The organism is Acinetobacter sp. KH_038 (assembly GCF_057839405.1).
On sequence record NZ_CM174489.1, the window covers coordinates 311,222 to 330,185 of the forward strand.

The window sequence follows — 18,964 nt, forward strand, 5'->3', positions numbered from 1 at the left end:
GTGGTCATATTGTGTCAAAAATGCATGAGCTCTGCATTTTTTATGCAAATGTACAGGAGAAGAGGATAGCCCATGCTGGATAAACGGTACCAAGTGTTCATCTCAACCTCTGGGGCAGAAATGCAGCCAGAGCGTATCATCTTGTCTCAAACATTAGTGGGTATGGGCTTTTTCTCGTGGGGGCTGGAGCAGCGTACACCGTTAAATACGGCTTTTTCACGCCGCCAGATTGATGATTGTGACTATGTGGTGATTTTGTTGGGGAGCCAGTATGGGGAGCAGTCAGTATCGGGTGTCGGGTACATGCACCTTGAATATATCTATGCTGTAACCAAGCAAAAACCGATTATCGTGTTTATGCATGATGATCCGGCATCACGTGAGAGTGCATTGCATGATGCCAAGCCGGAATTACGGGAAAAATTTAAGGAATTCCGTCAATTATTACAACAGGAAGTAGATCAGGTCTTTACTTATCGCAGCCTGCGCGATCTGGAAATGGCAGTACGCTTTAATATGCCGCAAATGCTGGAGCGCTATCCGGTAACCGGCTGGGTTCGACCACAAAACACCCAGGCCCTGCATGACGAGATTGACCAGCTGAAGGCGAAGGTGGCCCAGCTGGAACGTGATGGCGGAACAGCGAAAGTAGATCCGTTCCTGAGCCTGCCCAAAGTGTCCATGCATGAAGTTTTTTCTTTTGAATATCGGATGCAGGCCTATCAGGATGGAAATTTTAAGGAAATTAAAGTTCAGAAAAAACTCACTTGGGCGCAATTGCTGGCCTTGTTGGGATCTACCTTTGTCAATCCAACACCGGAAGAGTTTTTCTCCAAGCGGATGAATGAATATTTAAATGAAACCGGTCTGGATGATGCACGTAAAGAAATGCCGCGTGCACATGCCGTGGCCCGTGCCCAGATGAATATTCGTGCCTTGCATAGCCTGAAAATCCAGATGCGCCAGAATGACTGGATTGTGCCATCGGGTCGTGATGACCGGCAGCGCATGCTCTGGCAGATTACCTCGAAGGCACAAAAATTACTGGACAGCAGCTTGCTGGATTTAGATCGTACTTTTCAATCTAAATCAGCGTATTAATCCATATAGAGAATCAATCAAAAACTGTTAAAGTACAGGGGTTGATACCATGACGGATAAACTGAATGTATTCTCCTGCTAAACCGAAAGTGACGATTATATTGGCAAACTTGGGTACGCCAGATGAACCCACGATTCCAGCAGTACGCCGTTTCCTGAAGCAGTTTTTGTCGGATCAGCGGGTGATTGAAATTCCAAAACCTGTCTGGCAAATTATCCTGCGCTTGTTCATTTTGCCATTTCGGCCTAAGCGGGTTTCACAGGCCTATGCACAGGTCTGGGGACAGGATTCACCGATGCGTGAAATCCTGTTGCAGCAAGTCGATGCAGTCAAAACCCATTTGACCCAGCGCTATCCGCAGTTCGAGTTAAAGGTGGTACCGGCAATGAGCTATGGCAATCCGAATATTCAGCAGGTTTTGGCCAAAGTGTCTGAGCAGCCACAGGAACACGTGATTTTATTTCCCTTGTTCCCGCAATATTCCGCCACTTCGACTGCGCCCTTATATGATGCTGTAGCAAAATGGATCGTCAAGCAACGCAATTTGCCCGGTTTGAGTATTATCCGGGATTATTATCAACATCCTTTATTTATTCAGGCTCTGGCGCAAAGTGTGCGTGATTATCAGGCAGTGCACGGTCAGCCGGAAAAACTGTTAATGTCTTTTCATGGCATTCCGCAGCCCTATGCCGACAAGGGCGATCCCTATGCCGATCGTTGTCGTATTACCGGACAACTGGTTGCGCAGGAATTGGGACTGAATGCAGAGCAATATATGATTAGCTTTCAGTCACGTTTTGGCAAACAGGAATGGATCAAGCCCTATACCGATGTGGTGCTAGAAGACTGGGCGAAACAGGGAGTGAAATCGGTGCAGGTGATGAGTCCGGCATTCTCGGCTGACTGTCTGGAAACGCTAGAAGAACTTGCCATAGAAAATGCCGAGACTTTTAAATCCCTGGGGGGCGGCAGTTACAGTTATATTCCGGCTTTAAATAGCCGCGATGACCATTTGCAATTGCTCAACAGTCTGTTACAGGCTAATCTGGATGCATTGACACAAACGCTTGCTCATTAATTTTTCACTAAGGTGTTTTGCCCTATGTTACAAGTCAAAATTGTTCCGGTTACTGCATTTCAGCAAAACTGTTCCATCGTTTGGGATGCGGACACCAAAGAAGCCATTTTGATTGATGCGGGCGGCGAAGCTGAGAAACTCAAAGCAGAGGTTGAGGTTTTGGGCTTAACCGTGAAAGCTTTGTGGTTGACGCATGGCCATCTGGATCATGCCGGTGCGGTAGGGGCCTTGAAACAGGCCTGGAATGTACCGGTTATTGGTCCACATAAGGAAGATGCATTCTGGCTGGACATGATTCAGGAAGTTTCAGCGCGTTATGGTTTTCCGATTCCGGAAAAAGTTGAAGTGACCCAATGGCTGGAAGGTGGGGAAATACTCAAGCTCGGTAATGAAGAGTTTGAAGTACGTTTTGCACCTGGACATACTCCGGGCCATGTGATGTTTTATAACAAAAATTATGCCTTGTTATGGACCGGTGATGTATTGTTTAAAGGTTCGATTGGCCGGACTGATTTCCCGCGCGGGAACCATCAGCAGCTATTGGATTCGATTCAGCGTGAATGTTTCAGCTTGCCGGATGAAACCCAATTCATTTCAGGACATGGGCCAATTAGCACGATTGGTTTTGAAAAGCAGCATAATCCCTTTGTTGCAGGTAAAGCTGGTTAAATATGCAAGGAAATAAAAGGCCAGGCAGTCCTGGTCTTTTATTTTGAAAATGGATCACTGCCAAATTGACGGGTTTGCATGTGAATCAGCCAGGCCATAAAGGCAAGAAGCACACTCAATACGATAAATAAGCTATCTTGTTGGAAAATACCGACCCCTAGAGACAGAAGAGCCAGCAGACCCACTCCAACTAATATGACTTTTAAAATAATATAACCCATATTATTGCTCTAAAAATAATGTGAAAATTTAGAGTAGAACAATAATACTCAGGCATGCACAATGGTGTTACTTCATGTTGCCTTTTCTTGGTAATTTTATGGACTTCATGTGAATTTTTAGCTAACTTTTTACATAATTCCAGTTTCAGAAGAAGAAATATTTAACCTGAAGAAATTCTAATCTTCAGAAGCATCGGCCTGTGGCGCATCTTGAGTGGGCAAGCTATATTCTTCATTGGCCCATGCCCCTAAATCAATCATCTTGCAGCGTTCCGAGCAGAAAGGACGGAAATCATTTTCTTCCCAGGTAGTCAGTTTGCCACAGCGCGGACAGTTTAAAGTAGTGGGCATAAGGCAACTCCAAAGAAAAAACAAAGCTTCGATTAGGCAAATATAGCCGCACTTGTTAGACTTATGCGGTTTTTATTAGTTTGATCTGATTATGCCGATTCGTCAATTTCAAGCACAGCGTATGCATGCACCCCGTGATTTTCAAAGCATCAGCCCTGAAGCGGTTTGTGTGGAAGTCGGGGCCGGTAAAGGCAAACATGCTTTGTTATTTAGCAAGACCCATCCCGACACTCAACTGATTGCAATTGAGCGTACCCGCGAAAAATTTCTGGCGATGCAAAAACAGCATGCTCTTGAAGGTCAAACCAATTTACGGACTGTTCATGCCGATGCTTTGCCATGGATTGTGCATGCGTTATACCCACAGCAGGTAGAACAATTTTTTATTTTATATCCAAATCCTGAACCGCATAATCCGGCGCAGCGCTGGGTCAATATGCCGTTTTTCGAGTTCTTGCTGTCCCGTTTAAAAACTGGTGGCAGCATTACACTGGCCAGCAATATTCCTGCCTATATCGAAGAAGCTGAACAGCAGCTACAGCAGCTCTGGAAGCTACCCTTTGTCAAAGAAAAAATTGCCGCAGATTCGGCGCGAACCCATTTTGAAATTAAATATCTGGAACGTGGAGAATTGTGTCAGCAACTGATCATCAGCAAGCCCGCAGACTATGTAACGCGTTTTGACGACTTTCAGCCATTGCAAGGGCAAAATGCCGCTGTTGCGGAATAAGCCGATGAGCAAGCGTATTGCCATTGTTGGTGCAGGCCCTGCCGGCTTAATGGCCGCAGAAGTCCTCAGTCAGTTTGATTATGAGCTGCATGTTTACGAGCAGAAACCCTCTGCGGCGCGTAAATTCCTGATGGCAGGTAAAACTGGCCTGAATATTTCCCATGCCGAGCCTGTAGCACAATTTGTACAGCGTTATGATCAGGTAGAATGGTTATCACCTTGGATCAAGCAGTGGGACGCTGTGTGGATTCAAAACTGGATGAAGGCGTTGGGCATTGAGCCTTATATTGGTTCATCCGGTCGGGTATTTCCCACAGAGATGAAAGCTGCACCCTTGCTGCGTGCCTGGCTTAAGCGCCTGGCCAGTCAGGGTGTCCAGTTTCATTATCGGCATAAAGTCAGCCAGTTGCAGCAGCAACAGCTTGAACTGCATGATCTGAAAAATCATGTCCATCGTACTGAAAATTTTGATGCGATTATTCTGGCTTGTGGTGCAGTGTCCTGGTCAGAACTGGGCAGTGACGGAGCCTGGCAAGCCTGGCTAAAGCCGGATCAAATCGAGCCGTTTCAGGCCAGTAATGCCGGAGTGGAATATCCTTGGTCCAAATTTATGCAGCCTGTCTTCGGTCAGCCTTTAAAGCGTGTCGAGGCATGGGTCGGACAAGGTGAAAAGACTGTGGGTGATATCGTGATCAGCCACTATGGTCTGGAAAGCGGTCTGATCTATAAGCAGGGCCGTGGCCTACGGGAGCAGCTGAAACAGGGTCAGGCTATGCAGCTGCATCTGGATTTATTTCCAAATCACAACATTGAACAGCTTGCTCAAAAATTACAGCCGAGTAAGAAGCAGTCTTTAAGCAATGTCTGGCGTAAAGCGGGATTGGAGGGTGCCAAGGCTGCCTTGGTGCGTGAATTACTGCCCAAGACCTTATGGCAAGATGCTGCTGAATTGGCCAAGCAGATAAAACATCTGACTATTCCAGTCACAGGTTTCCGCCCGATTGAAGAAGCCATCAGTTGTGCAGGGGGCGTCAAGCGTCAAGTCCTGTCAGAACAGCTACAACTTAAATCCAACCCCTATGTATTTCTCTGCGGCGAAATGCTGGACTGGGATGCACCGACAGGAGGTTATCTGCTGACAGCCTGTTTCGCGACTGGACGTGCGGCAGGTGAAGGGGTGCATCAGTTTCTCAAGCGTAACTAAGTCAGTTTATTCTCAGGACGATCTGCTTCTACTGAAATTCAGGCTGGGCAGAGCCTGTCTTTATTGACCAGAGCATTTTACAGCGGCCAACTCGACTTCAATGCGAGTTGGGTATGTCCACTCCGCTTGGTGCATAGCGCTGACCCGATTGAATTAGCTGGCTACGCGGGCAGCTGCCTTGTTAGGAGCTAGATCTGGATACTGCGAACGCCAGCGTTCCAGCTGTTCCTGGGCATGCAGATATTTCCCCAGACCTTTGACATTTTCACTGGCTTCATTCACCGTGGTGGCTTGGGTATGGGGGCTATTGAGCAGCTTGTCCTGATGCTCCCAGTATTGATACATCATGCCCTGAATATAACGGCCCTGTTCAGTTTTTAGTTCTAAATCCTTCAACATGGTCAGGGCTGACCGTACATGATCGCGTTGTCGTTGCTGAATAAATTCCGGACTCAGACTGTCTTCATCACGCATGCTGTTTAATTCTTTTTCCAGTTCGTTGCTCATGTCCTGAAAGCGCTGTTCATAATCCGTCAGTGCAGCAATATCATGTGGATCATCGCTGCTTTTAGGGAAATCTTTGAGAGGTTCGGTTTTCAGTTCTTGCATGACTTGATCTGAAGCGGTGCTATCTGTGGTGGCTTCAGTCGGACTTTCCGTTGTTTTCTGATCACATGCCATGAGCAGCATTGCCGCTGCGAACAGCGCCGTTCGAGTCATTCCTGATAATTTAGGCATGATCGCCTCCTGTTTTTAATTGCTTTTCTTGAATACATAGATCTGGGTAATATAAGGGAAATCTATCATTTCCTTTGCATTTTTGGCGGTATATTGCTGGATAATCTGTTCAAATTGTTGTTTTAATTCTGTCTGTTGCTGCACAGGTAGGGCAGCAATAAAACTGGTCGAGAGTAGTCGTTTTGATACCACCTGTTCTACACTGCCATGTTGTTGCTGGGTCATGCTGGTTTCGGCATAGGACTGAAAAAGGCTTTGCTGTGCAAAGACTTCACGCCAGGCGCCACTATGATAGCGTGGGGTATCACCTTCCAAGGGAGCAATATGATCGGCTAAGGCCTGAACCCAGTCTACCCGGGTGTCGCGCTGGTTCCAGATTAACACCAGATAGCCCTGCGGTTTAAGTACCCGGTCTAATTCTGTTAAGGTGGCGGAATTGGCAAACCAGTGAAATGACTGTGCACAAAATACCGCATTCAGGCTATGATCGGGCAGGGCAAGCTGATGGCTCAGACCTTGAACCGTCTCAATGTCCGGATGGGCCAGTTTTAATTGCGCCAGCATTTCTGCCACCGGATCGACGGCGATGATGTTGTTGCTCAGCGGGCGTAAACAGGGAATAAACTTGCCGGTGCCACTGCCCAGATCCAAAAGATGCGCATCTGCAGGCAGATTCAGTGTCTTGGCCAACCATGGACTGATCTCTGCCGGATAGTCAGGGCGTACTTGCTGATACAGCTCAGCAGACGCACTAAAACCCTGTTTTGCTGCAGGATGTAATGATTGTGTCATATTTTGCGCTTTTTAATCTTTTTGATCGATATAAAATAGCATATTCACTTTTTTGACAGCATTCATTGACTGAATTGTTGTGGAAGGGTTCGATTTACCAGCACGGGAAAGTTATGGACAAGCAGATTGTTTTTGAAGATGAACATATACGCGCGATTTTTATGCCGGGATCTTCTTCAGAACTGATTTTTTCATTTGGCGATTTGATTACCCGTGCCAAGGGACTCAACATCAATGCAGAAAAGTCGCTGCAGAAGTTTGAATTTAATGTGCTCGGTATCATGCCCAAGCATAAATCCTGGTTTCCACAAGGTTCCATGTGGAACATGTTGCAGGCAGTCGCTGAACTGATTGCGCCCTTTCAGCAGCGTGTTGCTTATGGCGGCTCCATGGGGGGCTATGCCGCAATCAAGTATTCCCGTGCTTTAGGCGTACAACGGGTGGTGGCCATGGTGCCACAATATTCGATTGATCCGGAAGATGTACACGATGCCCGCTATAACATGTTCTATCAGCCAGAGCTGAATGCCGGCATGCGGGTTGAAGCCGAAGATATCGACAGCACCTGCGAATATATTATTGTCTATGATCCTTACTGTGCCGAAGATCGCGCCCATTATGTGAAACTGCAAGCACTGATTCCACAGCACCATGTGCTGCATCTGCCTTTTACCGGACATGATGCCATCGCCGTTCTGGCCAGCTCGGAACTGCTGTATGACTTTTTGGTACATGACTATGAGCCGAGTTATTTCTACCAGAAAATGCGCCGGGTCAAGAAAAACAGCAAGTTCTATTATCGCAAGGTGATTGAAAATGTCTTGCCACGACACCGCATGGCTTTGGGACAGATTCTGAAAAACAATGACCTGCAACTGGATAACCAGTTTTTTGATGCCAGCCAGAAACAGGTGATTCTGCGGGAACTGTTACGCAACAAGCAGGTCGATCAGCATGATCTGCTCAAGCTTGGCATTCATGTGAATTTGCCGCAGGAAAATCGCCAGTTGCTTCTGGATCAATATGGACATGGTCTGGTATTTAATGTCATCAGTCATAAAATCGAAAGCTATGCAGAAGGCGCAATTGCCCTGAACCATAAATTCCTGATTCCAATTTATGCCAAAGGCAATGGTTTATTGAGCATTAACCTGAATGATGAACGTTATCTGGTGGTGATGAATGACCGGCATATTATGAAACTGATCAAGGAACAGGATGAGCTTAGTCTGGGCATGCACCCGATCTTAATGAAACGCTATAGCGATTTTTATATGTTCAGCTATAAGCACTTGAATTTAAGTACCAATGAGTATGGCGCTGCAGCCTTTATCGATGGAAGTGACAAAAATACACAGTTTGTGACGCACAACGAGATAAACTAGCTTTATTTTTAATAAAAAACAATTACTTGACATGTGATAGGCTTGGCATAATATAGAGATAAGCGGTACAAATAATATCCACCGGTACCGCTCCCGATAGTTGAAACGAACCAGGGGGTCTCTATATGATGCAATCTACCCAGATAATACAAGTCTGTTTCATTGTCGGTTTAGCGCTGCCCAATCTGGCGCATGCAGCAAGTGTGCATCCTGCGGTCATCATGATGAGTGCATCGATTATCTTCATGATCATTCTGGCAGTCTATGTGATCTATAAAATCCGGCGTTCATTGCGTAATCATCTCGATAAACCGCTGGATTAAGCCTGGCAGACCGGAAACTGCTTGAAAAGCCTCAATGACTTGTTTTAAATGACAAAGATCAATGATTCAACAGGATTGAGGGAACAGCCATGAAAGCCGTTTATTTAGACTATGCTTCTTTAGACCAGCAGGATTTAGACTTTCAGGCACTGCATGCAGCATTTGATCAGCTTGTATTGTATCCAACGACTTCGGCTGCCGAGATTGCTTCCCGTGTGGCCAATGCTAATGTGATTATCACCAATAAAGTACTGATTGATGCTGCGACCATTCAGCACTGTCCTGAACTGAAACTGATCCTGATTTCTGCGACGGGCACCAATAATGTCGATCTTGCAGCAGCCAAGGCCCGTGGCATTGTGGTCTGTAACTGTCAGGCCTATGGAACGTCTGCGGTTGCACAACACACGATCATGCTGATGCTGAATCTGGCCACTTCATTCCTGTCTTATCAACGTGCACTGCAACAAGGCCAGTGGCAAAAATCCTCACAGTTCTGTTTGCTGGATGCACCAATTGTAGAGCTGAGCGGGAAGACTTTAGGGATTGTCGGTTATGGTGAGTTGGGGCATGCCGTGGCCAAACTGGCTGAAGCTTTTGGCATGAAGGTTTTAATTGCGGCGCTGCCAAACCGCCCAGGTGATGCATCCCGTGTGCCATTTGCCGAGCTTTTGCCTCAAGTCGATTTTTTAAGCTTACATTGTCCTTTGACAGAAGATACCCGGCATTTAATCAGTCATGCTGAACTGGAAGCCATGAAATCCGCTGCATTTTTAATTAATTGTGCGCGTGGCGGGATTGTTGATGAAGCAGCCTTGGCGCAGGCTCTGCGTGAGGGTCAGATTGCCGGAGCAGCGACCGATGTTTTAACGGTGGAGCCACCCAAAAAAGGCAATGTCCTGCTCGATGCTACAATTCCAAACCTGATTGTAACCCCGCATAATGCCTGGGGCAGTGTTGATGCACGGCAGCGCATTGTGGATCAAATGGTGGAAAATGTAGCAGCATTTAAACAGGGTCAGCCGATCCGGCAGGTGAATTGATGTTAATCATTCTGTTGAAATGAATCTTTTCTGCTAGAAAATATAAAAAAGCCCATTACGGGCTTTTTTTACAGATCAGTCACCGCATAACTGGTGGCAGTGCCGGAACCGGATTGAGGCTGCATCTGCGGTGTAGTGGTTTGCTGAGGCGCAGAAGATTCACTTAAAGGCTGCTGCACAATCGGTGCTGCTTGTGAGGAATTGCCGCGCCAGACTTCTTTGGTTTGCTGAATTTTCTGATTGGTTTGCTGGGCTGCCTGCGTGGCACCCTGATCGACTTTCTGTGCAGTTTCTGACGCTGCTGCCTTGGTATTTCCCCAGGCACGATCTACACCTGGTTTGACTTTGGCAATGCCTTTTTCAGTCACTTCACCGACTTTTTCTGCGGTATTGATGACGCCTTCCTGAGCTTTATAGGCAAAGACATGCAAAAGATTTGGATTGGCACCATATGGCGCAATCGGTTTGCTGGTTTGTGTTTCTGATCCGCTTGCAGCTTGTGCCAGTGCCGGAATACAGACTAAAAATGCAGTACCGAGAATAATAGCTTTTTTCATAGTCATGATGTGATCGACCTCGAAGTAGTCAAATAGCGATCTTTTGTTTGATTTTGAGTGTAGCGGATAAAGTCACGAAAACAATGAAGATCTGATGGATTCGCTAGCGCTTCCCGGAAGTACAATTTAGCTTTTTTGTAATTGAAGACGATCGAATGAAAAGATGAAACCGGTTTTTATTTATTTTAGATAAAAAATGGCCCCATTTTCTGAATAAAAACAGGGCAGGAGGCTTAGTCACATTGAGCTAAGGCATCTTTGGCAAAGTGATGGCGTAGTGCAAGAAAATTCTTTTGTACATTGGCAGCATGCATATCAAACTTTTGTGCGGTGCTGGTTCCATCGCGCTGGAAAGTTGCTGAACCGGCATCTATCAGGGTAAAGCCTTTAAATGACCATTGTTCGATGACGCGGTTATTGCCAAGATCGCCGGTGAATTCAATCACACATTTGTCGAGGACCTTGGTCAGTTTTGCCTTGTTGTTGGTAGTTTCTGGAGATACTTCGAGGTCTTGTACTTCCTGTAAGACGCCAACTTCAAGCTGCGGGATTTTTGGTGCAGATGTACATGCTGTAACTGCGATACTCGCAATACCCGTCAAAATAAGAGCTTTAAATTTCATATGATTCTTTCTTGTTGAGTGTTGTTAGGTTGAGTATATGAAATATATAGTGATATTCCTATAGTGTTAGGCAAAGCCTTTTCCTTTATTTGTTAGTTAAATGATTCAAAAAGCTTTTGCTAAATAACTAATGTAATTTGATATAAATATTATTTATCAAACCATTCATACAACTCTTGTATCCAATCAGGTATTTCATGGTCATGTAATTTAGCTAATTCAATATAACTTTTTGAGAACTTATACTTAATTCCATCTTCCTTGAAGAAGTTCTTGATTTCTTTTTTGTGATGAGGTGGCAAGACATAACACCATGCAGAACAATATTGTTTATAAAATTGAGCTGCTTCAAGAAAGTCCATCTTGTATTCATCTTTAAATAATTCAAGAGTTTTAGAGTAAATATCACCATTTAATACATCCTCAATAACTGTTGGAGATGTCATTTTATTATCATCGATTTTAACTAAATGAGTATTAAATTCAGCTTCTGAATTTGCAAGTCGTTTACATCGTAAATTTTTATGTTGGTCATCGTTTTTAACAGAGAAGCTAACTAATTGTTCATCAGTATCTGTTAATAAAAATATTTTACCTTTAATTTCAGTTTTAAAGTCCTCATATGCTGTTGATATATAACTATATAATTGCTTTATTGCTGAAGCCGAACCAACTGGGATAATTCTTAATTTTTTAGTTTCGACTAAATCATTTAGGTAGTAATTTAAATAGACTTTATCTGAAGAGCCTTCACATATTAACCAATTATATGGTTCATCGCTGGTTGAACTAGTAATGATAGATTGAACTAAATCATTTGTGCTTTTAAGCCTAATATTCGATGGAAAACTACCCTTAGAACTTGCGGTAAGTGATTTAATTTGCTCTTTATAATGGTAAAGATTTACTAAGTCTGCGGTATGAGAATCATCATTTGCTTTTGTGATAACAGTTGAATTTCCGTTAGAGATTATAGGTAAAAAACCATACCAATGAGTAGTAAATAATAATTGATGACAATTTGAACTCATATTGTGAAGTTGATTAAAAACCTCATAACATGATGACATATGTAAAGATGATTCTGGTTCATCTATTGCTAGAATTACATTTTGCTTATTGGCATTTCTTTTCTCTAAGAGATTTTCTGCGATATTCAATAAAGCTTTTTGCTTTTCACCTGAACTTAATTTATGAATTTCTAACCAATCATTATTCTCTTTTTTGCAAAGTTTTCTAATGTTGAAAAAAGCTTGAATTACAAGATTGTATAGTTGTTGTGCTTTTAAATTTTGTTGACGTTGCCCAGAAGTTCTATATGTATATTCAACTAAATCATTTGATAAATTATCAATATAGCTATTCAATTTTTGATTTATTTCTTTAATATTTGCAACCGTAATAAGTTTTTCTAACTCCTCATATAAATTTTCACCCATTAGTTTTTGGATTTCGTTTGTCTCAAGTTGTGTAAAAGTTTCAGTATTAATTTCTCTCGGAATATAAATATATTCAAAATGCTCTTTAATTTTAGTATAGATTTTACCTAGTATTTCATTGTAGAGTGTTAAAACATTATCATCTTGTATTTCTTCATTTGTATAGTAAATATTTATTCTATGAAAAATTGATAAATTTATATTTGATAAAAAGTCTTTTCCAAGGGCAATTAAAAAATATTCATCAGTATCAGTGTATTTTAATAAACTATCTCGATGTTCTAAAAACTTTTTAAGCTGAGAAATATTAGGTCTAGGTACATCTGTTTTGTCATTAGCATGCATTAAAAAATCATGCATAGGCTGAAGTGTTAGTGCTTCTTCAGCGGAAAATAGTGTTTTTTTTAATAAAAAAATAGGTACTAAATGTGGTAAATTTTTTGGATCAGGTGTTTGTTTATATGAAAGGTTTGGATTGATAGGACGATCATTAAAGAAACTATCTAATGCTTCTAAAATGGAACTTTTACCTGCACCATTGTCACCTAGTAATCCACAAAATTTTTCACCATCACTGATTGGAATGTAGGTTATTTTTCTATAAGTTTTAACATTCCTTAAGAACATCCCAATAATCATTTCTTCTATTTCACGATATAAAAAAACCGTTATAAAGATAACGGTTTTTTTATTATTTTACAAATGCTTAGTATTAGTGCTGAAGCACCGAAATATCAGCCACTTTTGTGAACAAGTCACGAAGCTGAGCAAGCATCAACAAACGGTTTGACTTCAAGTTTGCATCATCCGCCATCACCATTACACCGTCAAAGAACGCATCTACTGGTGCACGTAATGCAGCAAGTGCAGACAAGGCAGCAGTGTAGTCTTTGGCAGCAAATAACGGCTCAACTTGAGGCGTGATTTTTGCAAGTTCAGCGAACAATGCTTTTTCAGCATCTTCAACCAGGTTTGCTTCAACCACAGCACCTTCAGGTGCAGCTTCTTTGGCAAGAATGTTGGCAACACGCTTGTTGGCAGCAGCAAGCGCAGCCGCTTCAGGCAATGCGCGGAAGTGATTTACCGCATTAACACGCTTGTCAAAATCAAGTGGAGATTTTGGAGACAAGGCTTGAACAGCCTGAATCACATCAACAGCAACGCCTTGGTCTTCGTATTTGGCACGGTAACGACCTTCAAGGAATGCAACCGCATCGTTTAAAGTCTTATCATGATCTTTCAATACATCGCCATAAACAGCGAGTGCAAGTTTGATCAGATCTTCAATCGATACATCAAGCTCGTTTTCAGTCACAAGACGCAAGATACCAATTGCAGAACGACGCAGTGCAAATGGATCTTTAGAACCTGTAGGCGCTTGACCGATACCGAAAATACCGGTCAAGGTATCTAAACGGTCAGCAAGGGCAATGGTTGTACCTGTTTTAGTTTTTGGTAAAACGTCACCTGCGAATTTAGGTAAATATTGCTCACCTAAAGACTCAGCAACTTCAGCATTTTCACCTTCAAGACGTGCGTAGTAAGTCCCCGCAATCCCTTGAAGTTCAGGGAATTCACCTACTAATTCAGACGTTAAGTCACATTTTGCAAGCAGTGCAGCTTTTTCAGCATCCGCAGGGTTTGCACCTGTAATTGGTGCGAGTGCTACAGCGAGTTTTGCAATACGTTCAGACTTGTTCCAAAGCGTACCCAATTCTGCTTGGAAGACCATGTTCGAAAGTTTCTCTTTACGAGAAGCAAGCGGTTGTTTTTGGTCTTGCAAGAAGAAGAATTCAGCATCCGACAAACGTGGACGAACCACTTTCTCGTTACCTTCAATGATCTGTGTCGGGTCTTTCGACTCAATGTTAGACACAGTAATGAAGTACGGTTGCAGTTTATTATCGCTGTTCACTAAGCAGAAGTACTTCTGGTTGTCCTGCATCGTCGTGATCAATGCTTCTTGAGGAACTGCAAGGAAGCGTTCTTCAAAGCTGGCACGAAGCGCAACAGGCCATTCAACCAGTGCAGTCACTTCGTCACGAAGATCAGCAGGCACAATCGCAATTGCATTTACTTCGTCCGCTAATGCTTTCACTTGTTGGTCGATGATGGCTTGACGCTCTTCAAAAGAAGCCACAACATGAGCCGCTTTTAATTTCGCAAGGTATTCATCTGCATGCGCAAGTGTAATTGCTTCAGGTGCATGGAAACGGTGACCATAAGTCACATTGCCTGCTTTGTGATCTTGAATGGTTGCTTCAACCACATCGTTGTCTTTCAGCAATACCACCCATTTGACCGGACGTACGAATTCAGTACGGCTTGCTGCAGAACGCATGCGTTTTGCGATTGGCAGGTTGTCCAAGGCATTTTGTAGAATTTGCGGTAAAAGGATGTCTAGGCTTTGACCTTTGACATCTTTTAGGTAGCACACTTTTTCAACTTTACCGGCCTGGAAGGTCGATACTTGATCAACCGTGATGCCTTGACCACGCATAAAGCCTTCTAAAGCTTTAGTCGGCTTACCTTCCGCATCGAAAGCGGCTTGTTTCGCAGGGCCGTCAAAACGTTTTTGTGTGTCTGCTTGCGCGCCATCTACATTGACGATTTTTAATGCCAAACGACGTGGTGCTGCGTATGCTTCGATTGAGTCGAACGCAAGACCAGCATCTTTTAAGCCTTTTACGGTTTCAGCTTGCAGCGCATCACGTAATTTTTTTAAGCTTTTTGGAGGAAGTTCTTCACAACCCAATTCGAACAAAACGGTATGTTTAGACATTATTTGCTCTCCTTAGATTCAACTTTTGCTTCCGCTTCAACTTGTGCTTTTAACTGCGCTAACACTTCGTCACGAAGCTCAGGCTCTGCCATCGGAAAGCCAAGCTTGGCACGGGCAGCGACATAAGCGTTTGCAATTGAACGCGCTAAAGTACGTACACGTAAAATATAACGCTGACGTTCAGTCACAGAAATCGCACCGCGTGCATCAAGCAAGTTAAAGCTATGTGATGCTTTGATCACTTGCTCATAAGCAGGCAGTGGCAGTTCAGCTTCGATTAAACGCGTTGCTTCAGCTTCGTAGAAATCGAACAGCTCAAACATTTTTTCAACGTTTGCATATTCAAAGTTATAGGTGGATTGCTCAACTTCATTTTGATGGAACACATCGCCATAAGTCACAGTACCGAACTGACCTTTGGTCCAGACAAGATCGTAAACAGAATCTACACCTTGCAAGTACATGGCAAGACGTTCAAGACCGTAAGTGATTTCACCTGTGACCGGGTAGCATTCAACACCGCCAACCTGCTGGAAGTATGTGAACTGCGTCACTTCCATGCCGTTTAGCCACACTTCCCAGCCAAGACCCCAAGCGCCGAGTGTTGGCGATTCCCAGTTGTCTTCGACAAAACGGATGTCGTGTACCAGCGGGTCAATACCAATCGCTTTCAGCGAGTCGAGGTACAACTGTTGGATGTTGTCCGGGTTTGGCTTCAGTACTACCTGGAACTGGTAATAATGTTGCAGACGGTTTGGGTTTTCGCCATAACGGCCATCTTTCGGACGACGTGAAGGCTGAACGTAAGCTGCGTTCCAGGTTTCAGGACCAAGCGCACGTAGGAATGTCGCAGTGTGGAATGTCCCTGCGCCCATTTCCATGTCGTAAGGTTGCAAAATCACACAACCTTGTTCAGCCCAGTAAGTTTGTAAGGCAAGAATTAAGCCTTGGAAGGTATCAATATGCGATATGGCGCGACTCATGGTCATCCACTTAAAATTAGAGAAAAATTGTGCCCAATTATAAGGGCTTTGTCGGGGAGTGGCAAAGGGTTAATGTGCCGATACTTTTTTGGAAAAAATACAAATAGCCTGCGCCAGAAACCTTGTTTATGAAGATATGCTGATTTCAGTTTTGAGGACAGACTGGAGCTGACCGGAAAATCAGCACTACATCAGCTAAAAGGCATTAAAAGAATCGCGTTAAAGTTAAACTGATCTCATACGAAGATCAGCATGAAACTGGTTTAATCTTCATAAAATAATGCTGAAAAAATAAGGAAATTTATGACAACCTGTCAAATTCAATGCCATTTAAAGTACAAGGTTGTCCAGACCACAGAATTTGTTTTCCTGATTCAGGCAGCACATTATCCCGATCAACGCATTCTTGAAGAAAACCTGAGCTTTAATATGCCTGTGGCATGGCATGAATTTCAGGATTTAAAACATCAAAACCGTTATATACGCCTGCATGTAGAACCCTGTGATATTTTTGAAGTACGTTATCGTGCGGCAGTTGAATATCATCCAGTGAGCCATACAGATTTGCAGCACAATCTCAATGAAGTGTTGATTGCGGACCTGCCTGATGAGGTGCTGCCTTATTTGCTGGCCAGTCGCTATTGTAATTCGGATTTATTTACAGAAATGGCCAACCGCTCCTTTGGCTGGATGACACCGGGCTATAGTCGGGTCAAAGCGATTGAACAGTGGATTTATAACAATATATTTTACGTTTCTGGCAGTTCGGACCAGTTTACTACTGCAACAGACGTACTGATCCATCGGGCGGGTGTGTGTCGTGACTTTGCCCATTTGGGCATTTCATTGTGCCGTGCTTTGGGCATTCCGGCACGCATGGTGGTGGGATATGTCGAAATTGAAAAGTTTTTACCCGATTTTCACGCTATTTTTGAAGCCTATTTGCAGGGTGGCTGGGTACGATTTGATCCGACCCGTCTGGCACCTGTAGAAAATTTAATCCGGATTGGCACCGGTGTAGATGCCGGAGATGTGGCATTTTCAACGTTCTACGGTCAGGTCGAGCTGATGAAAATTGAGCCGATTATTCGCTATGCAGCCGATGCAGATCCGTTATTAAAATGAAATAAAATTGCTGCAAAGTAACATGATTTTAAACAGATCGATCGGCTTCATCCTGCCTCATTAGTATATTGAAATGGGGCTAAGCCATGCAGTCTCAGCTTTTCAAAACATTTTGAGCATGAATGCCTGTTTGATGATTTTGCTTTCCGATCAGCAGGCAGAGATGCATTGTTAAAAGATATAAAACAAATATACCTTTTAGATGGCTTGGTTTTATAATGCGGAAAATCGATAAAAAGCAAATCAGGCAGACTGTGTTTCACTCCAATTTAGACTGGCTCAATACCTTAAAACCCAACTTCAAAGTCCTTCCATTCAAAGATCGTCTGTTATGCGGCATCGGTGCCCTGATTGGCCTGGCAGTCTCATCATTACTGAGTTTGTGGATTCTGGGCGATTTTAAGGCCTGGTATATTGCGCCGATGGGAGCTTCTTCAGTATTGCTGTTTGCAGTGCCGGCCAGTCCTTTGGCACAGCCCTGGAATATTATGGTCGGTAATACCATTGCTGCCTTTGTGGGGGTGACCTGCGCCTTGCTGATTGCCAGCCCGACCGAAGCCTTTAGTGTTGCCGTGGCCTTGTCGATTATGCTGATGATGAGCACCGATTCGCTGCATCCACCGAGTGGTGCGGTGGCGATTACGGCGGTTTTGGGCGGTAACGCCGTCCATGATCTGGGCTATGCCTTTGTGTTTTATCCAGTGCTGTTAAATTCCCTGTTGCTGATGATCATTGCCATTATTTTTAACCGCATGATCGGGAAGAGCTATCCGCAGCAGGCACAACTGAATACACGTTCCAAAGATCCGACCCCGACCCAGAAAGTTACGATTCAGCCACAGGATATTCAGGAAGTACTGGATCAGCGCACCGAGTTGCTGGATATTAGTGAGTACGATCTGCAAAAAATTATTCTGGAAGCACAGGATAAAGCCAATGCCCGTGCGGTGCATCAATTTACCTGTCAGGACATTATGACCAAAGACGTGGCTACGCTGCATGAAACGGATGATATTCATCATGCGCTGGACAAGTTTAAGCAGATGAACCTGATGAGCTTGCCGGTGGTCAATGCAGAAGAAAAACTGGTGGGTACTCTGGCGATGTATGAGGTGGTGGAGTGGTTTAAGCGTGCTTCAGATATCCGCAGTAGCTGGGAAGATCAGGTCAAGCATATTATGACTTTAAAGGTGGTGACGGTGCAGCCCACCCAGCCAATCCAGGATCTGGTACCGTATTTTGTGGAACGTTCTTTTAATTACATTCCGGTGGTCAGCGAGCAGCGACTGGTGGGAATTATCAGTCGTGCCGACATCATTGCCGCGCTGAATCAGGAGCTTAATCATTTAAAAATGAAAGCTTAAAATGAGAGAGCATGCATCCGCTTAACAGTTATTCATTGATTAATTCTGCTTGGCTTGCCAGCTTAAAAAAATGTAAAACAGTGCCATCGGCAGGGAAAAACAGGATAGAAAGAAAAACTGGGAAATCAACAGCTCGAACTGATGTGCTGAGATGCAGGTCAGAATCAGGGTTCCCAGTACGCAGCTGAGCAGAATTGTTGTCATATTGAATTGCTGATAATGTCGCAAAAGCAGATGGATGATGAGCAAAAAGGGAAAGACCATGATCCAGTAGCTCAGGCAGACAAAAAAACTGATAAAAAGCGCCGAAAACAGGCTCTGCAATGGTGCAAATTGTCCAGATGTGGCTTCAAGAAGCAGTATATAAGGCAATAAAAGCACTAGCATAATCAAAGGAGCGAGTGTCAGGTTGATGATTATTGTCCAGGGAGAATTCTGGATCGGTTGAGACATCC

Annotated in this window: 20 protein-coding genes; 10 read left to right on the forward strand and 10 right to left on the reverse strand. The window is 43.9% G+C overall.

The window, feature by feature from the left end:
- Positions 1–72 precede the first annotated feature (72 nt).
- The 3 genes from AC3IT7_RS01415 (at position 73) to AC3IT7_RS01425 (ending at position 2,849) form a co-directional block, all read left to right on the forward strand.
- Positions 73–1,101, forward strand: a complete 1,029-nt coding sequence (locus AC3IT7_RS01415; RefSeq protein ID WP_475655078.1) for a DUF4062 domain-containing protein — start codon at positions 73–75, stop codon at positions 1,099–1,101.
- Positions 1,102–1,166: 65 nt separating this feature from the next.
- The gene (gene hemH / locus AC3IT7_RS01420; protein WP_489249140.1) at positions 1,167–2,180 is read left to right on the forward strand and encodes a ferrochelatase; all 1,014 of its coding nucleotides are present in this window, start codon (positions 1,167–1,169) and stop codon (positions 2,178–2,180) included.
- Between the two features lie 24 nt (positions 2,181–2,204).
- Positions 2,205–2,849, forward strand: a complete 645-nt coding sequence (locus AC3IT7_RS01425) for an MBL fold metallo-hydrolase (RefSeq protein ID WP_489249141.1) — start codon at positions 2,205–2,207, stop codon at positions 2,847–2,849.
- Positions 2,850–2,887: 38 nt separating this feature from the next.
- On the opposite strand, the gene AC3IT7_RS01430 is transcribed toward AC3IT7_RS01425, so the two are convergent.
- Both AC3IT7_RS01430 and AC3IT7_RS01435 read right to left on the reverse strand, forming a co-directional pair.
- Positions 2,888–3,070: a hypothetical protein gene (locus tag AC3IT7_RS01430; RefSeq protein WP_244783109.1), complete on the reverse strand. Its 183-nt coding sequence runs from the start codon at positions 3,068–3,070 to the stop codon at positions 2,888–2,890.
- A gap of 177 nt (positions 3,071–3,247) precedes the next feature.
- On the reverse strand, positions 3,248–3,421 hold the full coding sequence (locus AC3IT7_RS01435; RefSeq protein WP_475655081.1) for a DNA gyrase inhibitor YacG: 174 nt from the start codon (positions 3,419–3,421) through the stop codon (positions 3,248–3,250).
- Between the two features lie 85 nt (positions 3,422–3,506).
- Between AC3IT7_RS01435 and AC3IT7_RS01440 the strand changes: the two genes are divergently transcribed.
- Complete coding sequence (locus tag AC3IT7_RS01440; RefSeq protein ID WP_489249966.1) at positions 3,507–4,151, forward strand: class I SAM-dependent methyltransferase; 645 nt, start codon at positions 3,507–3,509, stop codon at positions 4,149–4,151.
- A gap of 4 nt (positions 4,152–4,155) precedes the next feature.
- Complete coding sequence (locus AC3IT7_RS01445; RefSeq protein ID WP_489249142.1) at positions 4,156–5,355, forward strand: TIGR03862 family flavoprotein; 1,200 nt, start codon at positions 4,156–4,158, stop codon at positions 5,353–5,355.
- A gap of 153 nt (positions 5,356–5,508) precedes the next feature.
- On the opposite strand, the gene AC3IT7_RS01450 is transcribed toward AC3IT7_RS01445, so the two are convergent.
- A complete protein-coding gene (locus tag AC3IT7_RS01450; protein WP_489249143.1) occupies positions 5,509–6,093 on the reverse strand; it encodes a hypothetical protein in 585 nt (194 codons plus the stop codon).
- A gap of 15 nt (positions 6,094–6,108) precedes the next feature.
- Positions 6,109–6,885: a class I SAM-dependent methyltransferase gene (locus tag AC3IT7_RS01455; protein ID WP_489249144.1), complete on the reverse strand. Its 777-nt coding sequence runs from the start codon at positions 6,883–6,885 to the stop codon at positions 6,109–6,111.
- A 113-nt stretch (positions 6,886–6,998) separates the two neighbouring features.
- On the opposite strand from AC3IT7_RS01455, the gene AC3IT7_RS01460 reads away from it, so the two are divergent.
- The 3 genes from AC3IT7_RS01460 (at position 6,999) to AC3IT7_RS01470 (ending at position 9,636) form a co-directional block, all read left to right on the forward strand.
- Positions 6,999–8,270, forward strand: a complete 1,272-nt coding sequence (locus AC3IT7_RS01460; RefSeq protein WP_489249145.1) for a hypothetical protein — start codon at positions 6,999–7,001, stop codon at positions 8,268–8,270.
- Between the two features lie 125 nt (positions 8,271–8,395).
- Positions 8,396–8,593 carry a hypothetical protein gene (locus AC3IT7_RS01465; RefSeq protein ID WP_475654009.1) on the forward strand — a complete coding sequence of 66 codons (198 nt, stop codon included), beginning with the start codon at positions 8,396–8,398 and terminating at the stop codon, positions 8,591–8,593.
- A gap of 89 nt (positions 8,594–8,682) precedes the next feature.
- Positions 8,683–9,636: a 2-hydroxyacid dehydrogenase gene (locus tag AC3IT7_RS01470; RefSeq protein ID WP_489249146.1), complete on the forward strand. Its 954-nt coding sequence runs from the start codon at positions 8,683–8,685 to the stop codon at positions 9,634–9,636.
- Between the two features lie 68 nt (positions 9,637–9,704).
- Here AC3IT7_RS01470 and AC3IT7_RS01475 read toward each other — a convergent pair whose 3' ends face one another.
- The 5 genes from AC3IT7_RS01475 to glyQ all read right to left on the reverse strand — a co-directional run bounded on the left by AC3IT7_RS01475 (position 9,705) and on the right by glyQ (position 16,020).
- Positions 9,705–10,199 (reverse strand): hypothetical protein, encoded by a 495-nt coding sequence (locus AC3IT7_RS01475; protein WP_489249147.1) that lies wholly within the window; start codon positions 10,197–10,199, stop codon positions 9,705–9,707.
- Between the two features lie 227 nt (positions 10,200–10,426).
- Positions 10,427–10,816: a hypothetical protein gene (locus AC3IT7_RS01480; protein ID WP_370981842.1), complete on the reverse strand. Its 390-nt coding sequence runs from the start codon at positions 10,814–10,816 to the stop codon at positions 10,427–10,429.
- A 149-nt stretch (positions 10,817–10,965) separates the two neighbouring features.
- Entirely contained in the window at positions 10,966–12,894 is a 1,929-nt protein-coding gene (locus AC3IT7_RS01485; RefSeq protein ID WP_489249148.1) for an AAA family ATPase, read from the reverse strand.
- Positions 12,895–12,967: 73 nt separating this feature from the next.
- Positions 12,968–15,037 carry a glycine--tRNA ligase subunit beta gene (glyS, locus tag AC3IT7_RS01490; RefSeq protein ID WP_489249149.1) on the reverse strand — a complete coding sequence of 690 codons (2,070 nt, stop codon included), beginning with the start codon at positions 15,035–15,037 and terminating at the stop codon, positions 12,968–12,970.
- Positions 15,037–16,020 carry a glycine--tRNA ligase subunit alpha gene (glyQ, locus tag AC3IT7_RS01495; RefSeq protein WP_489249150.1) on the reverse strand — a complete coding sequence of 328 codons (984 nt, stop codon included), beginning with the start codon at positions 16,018–16,020 and terminating at the stop codon, positions 15,037–15,039. The genes glyS and glyQ overlap by 1 nt, the downstream gene beginning before the upstream one ends.
- A 303-nt stretch (positions 16,021–16,323) precedes the next feature.
- Here glyQ and AC3IT7_RS01500 point away from each other — a divergent pair, with 303 nt between their 5' ends.
- Both AC3IT7_RS01500 and AC3IT7_RS01505 read left to right on the forward strand, forming a co-directional pair.
- Positions 16,324–17,145: a transglutaminase-like domain-containing protein gene (locus AC3IT7_RS01500; protein ID WP_489249151.1), complete on the forward strand. Its 822-nt coding sequence runs from the start codon at positions 16,324–16,326 to the stop codon at positions 17,143–17,145.
- A gap of 254 nt (positions 17,146–17,399) precedes the next feature.
- Entirely contained in the window at positions 17,400–18,509 is a 1,110-nt protein-coding gene (locus tag AC3IT7_RS01505; protein WP_489249152.1) for an HPP family protein, read from the forward strand.
- A 39-nt stretch (positions 18,510–18,548) separates the two neighbouring features.
- On the opposite strand, the gene AC3IT7_RS01510 is transcribed toward AC3IT7_RS01505, so the two are convergent.
- Positions 18,549–18,713 (reverse strand): hypothetical protein, encoded by a 165-nt coding sequence (locus AC3IT7_RS01510; RefSeq protein WP_489249153.1) that lies wholly within the window; start codon positions 18,711–18,713, stop codon positions 18,549–18,551.
- Between the last annotated feature and the right edge of the window lie 251 nt (positions 18,714–18,964).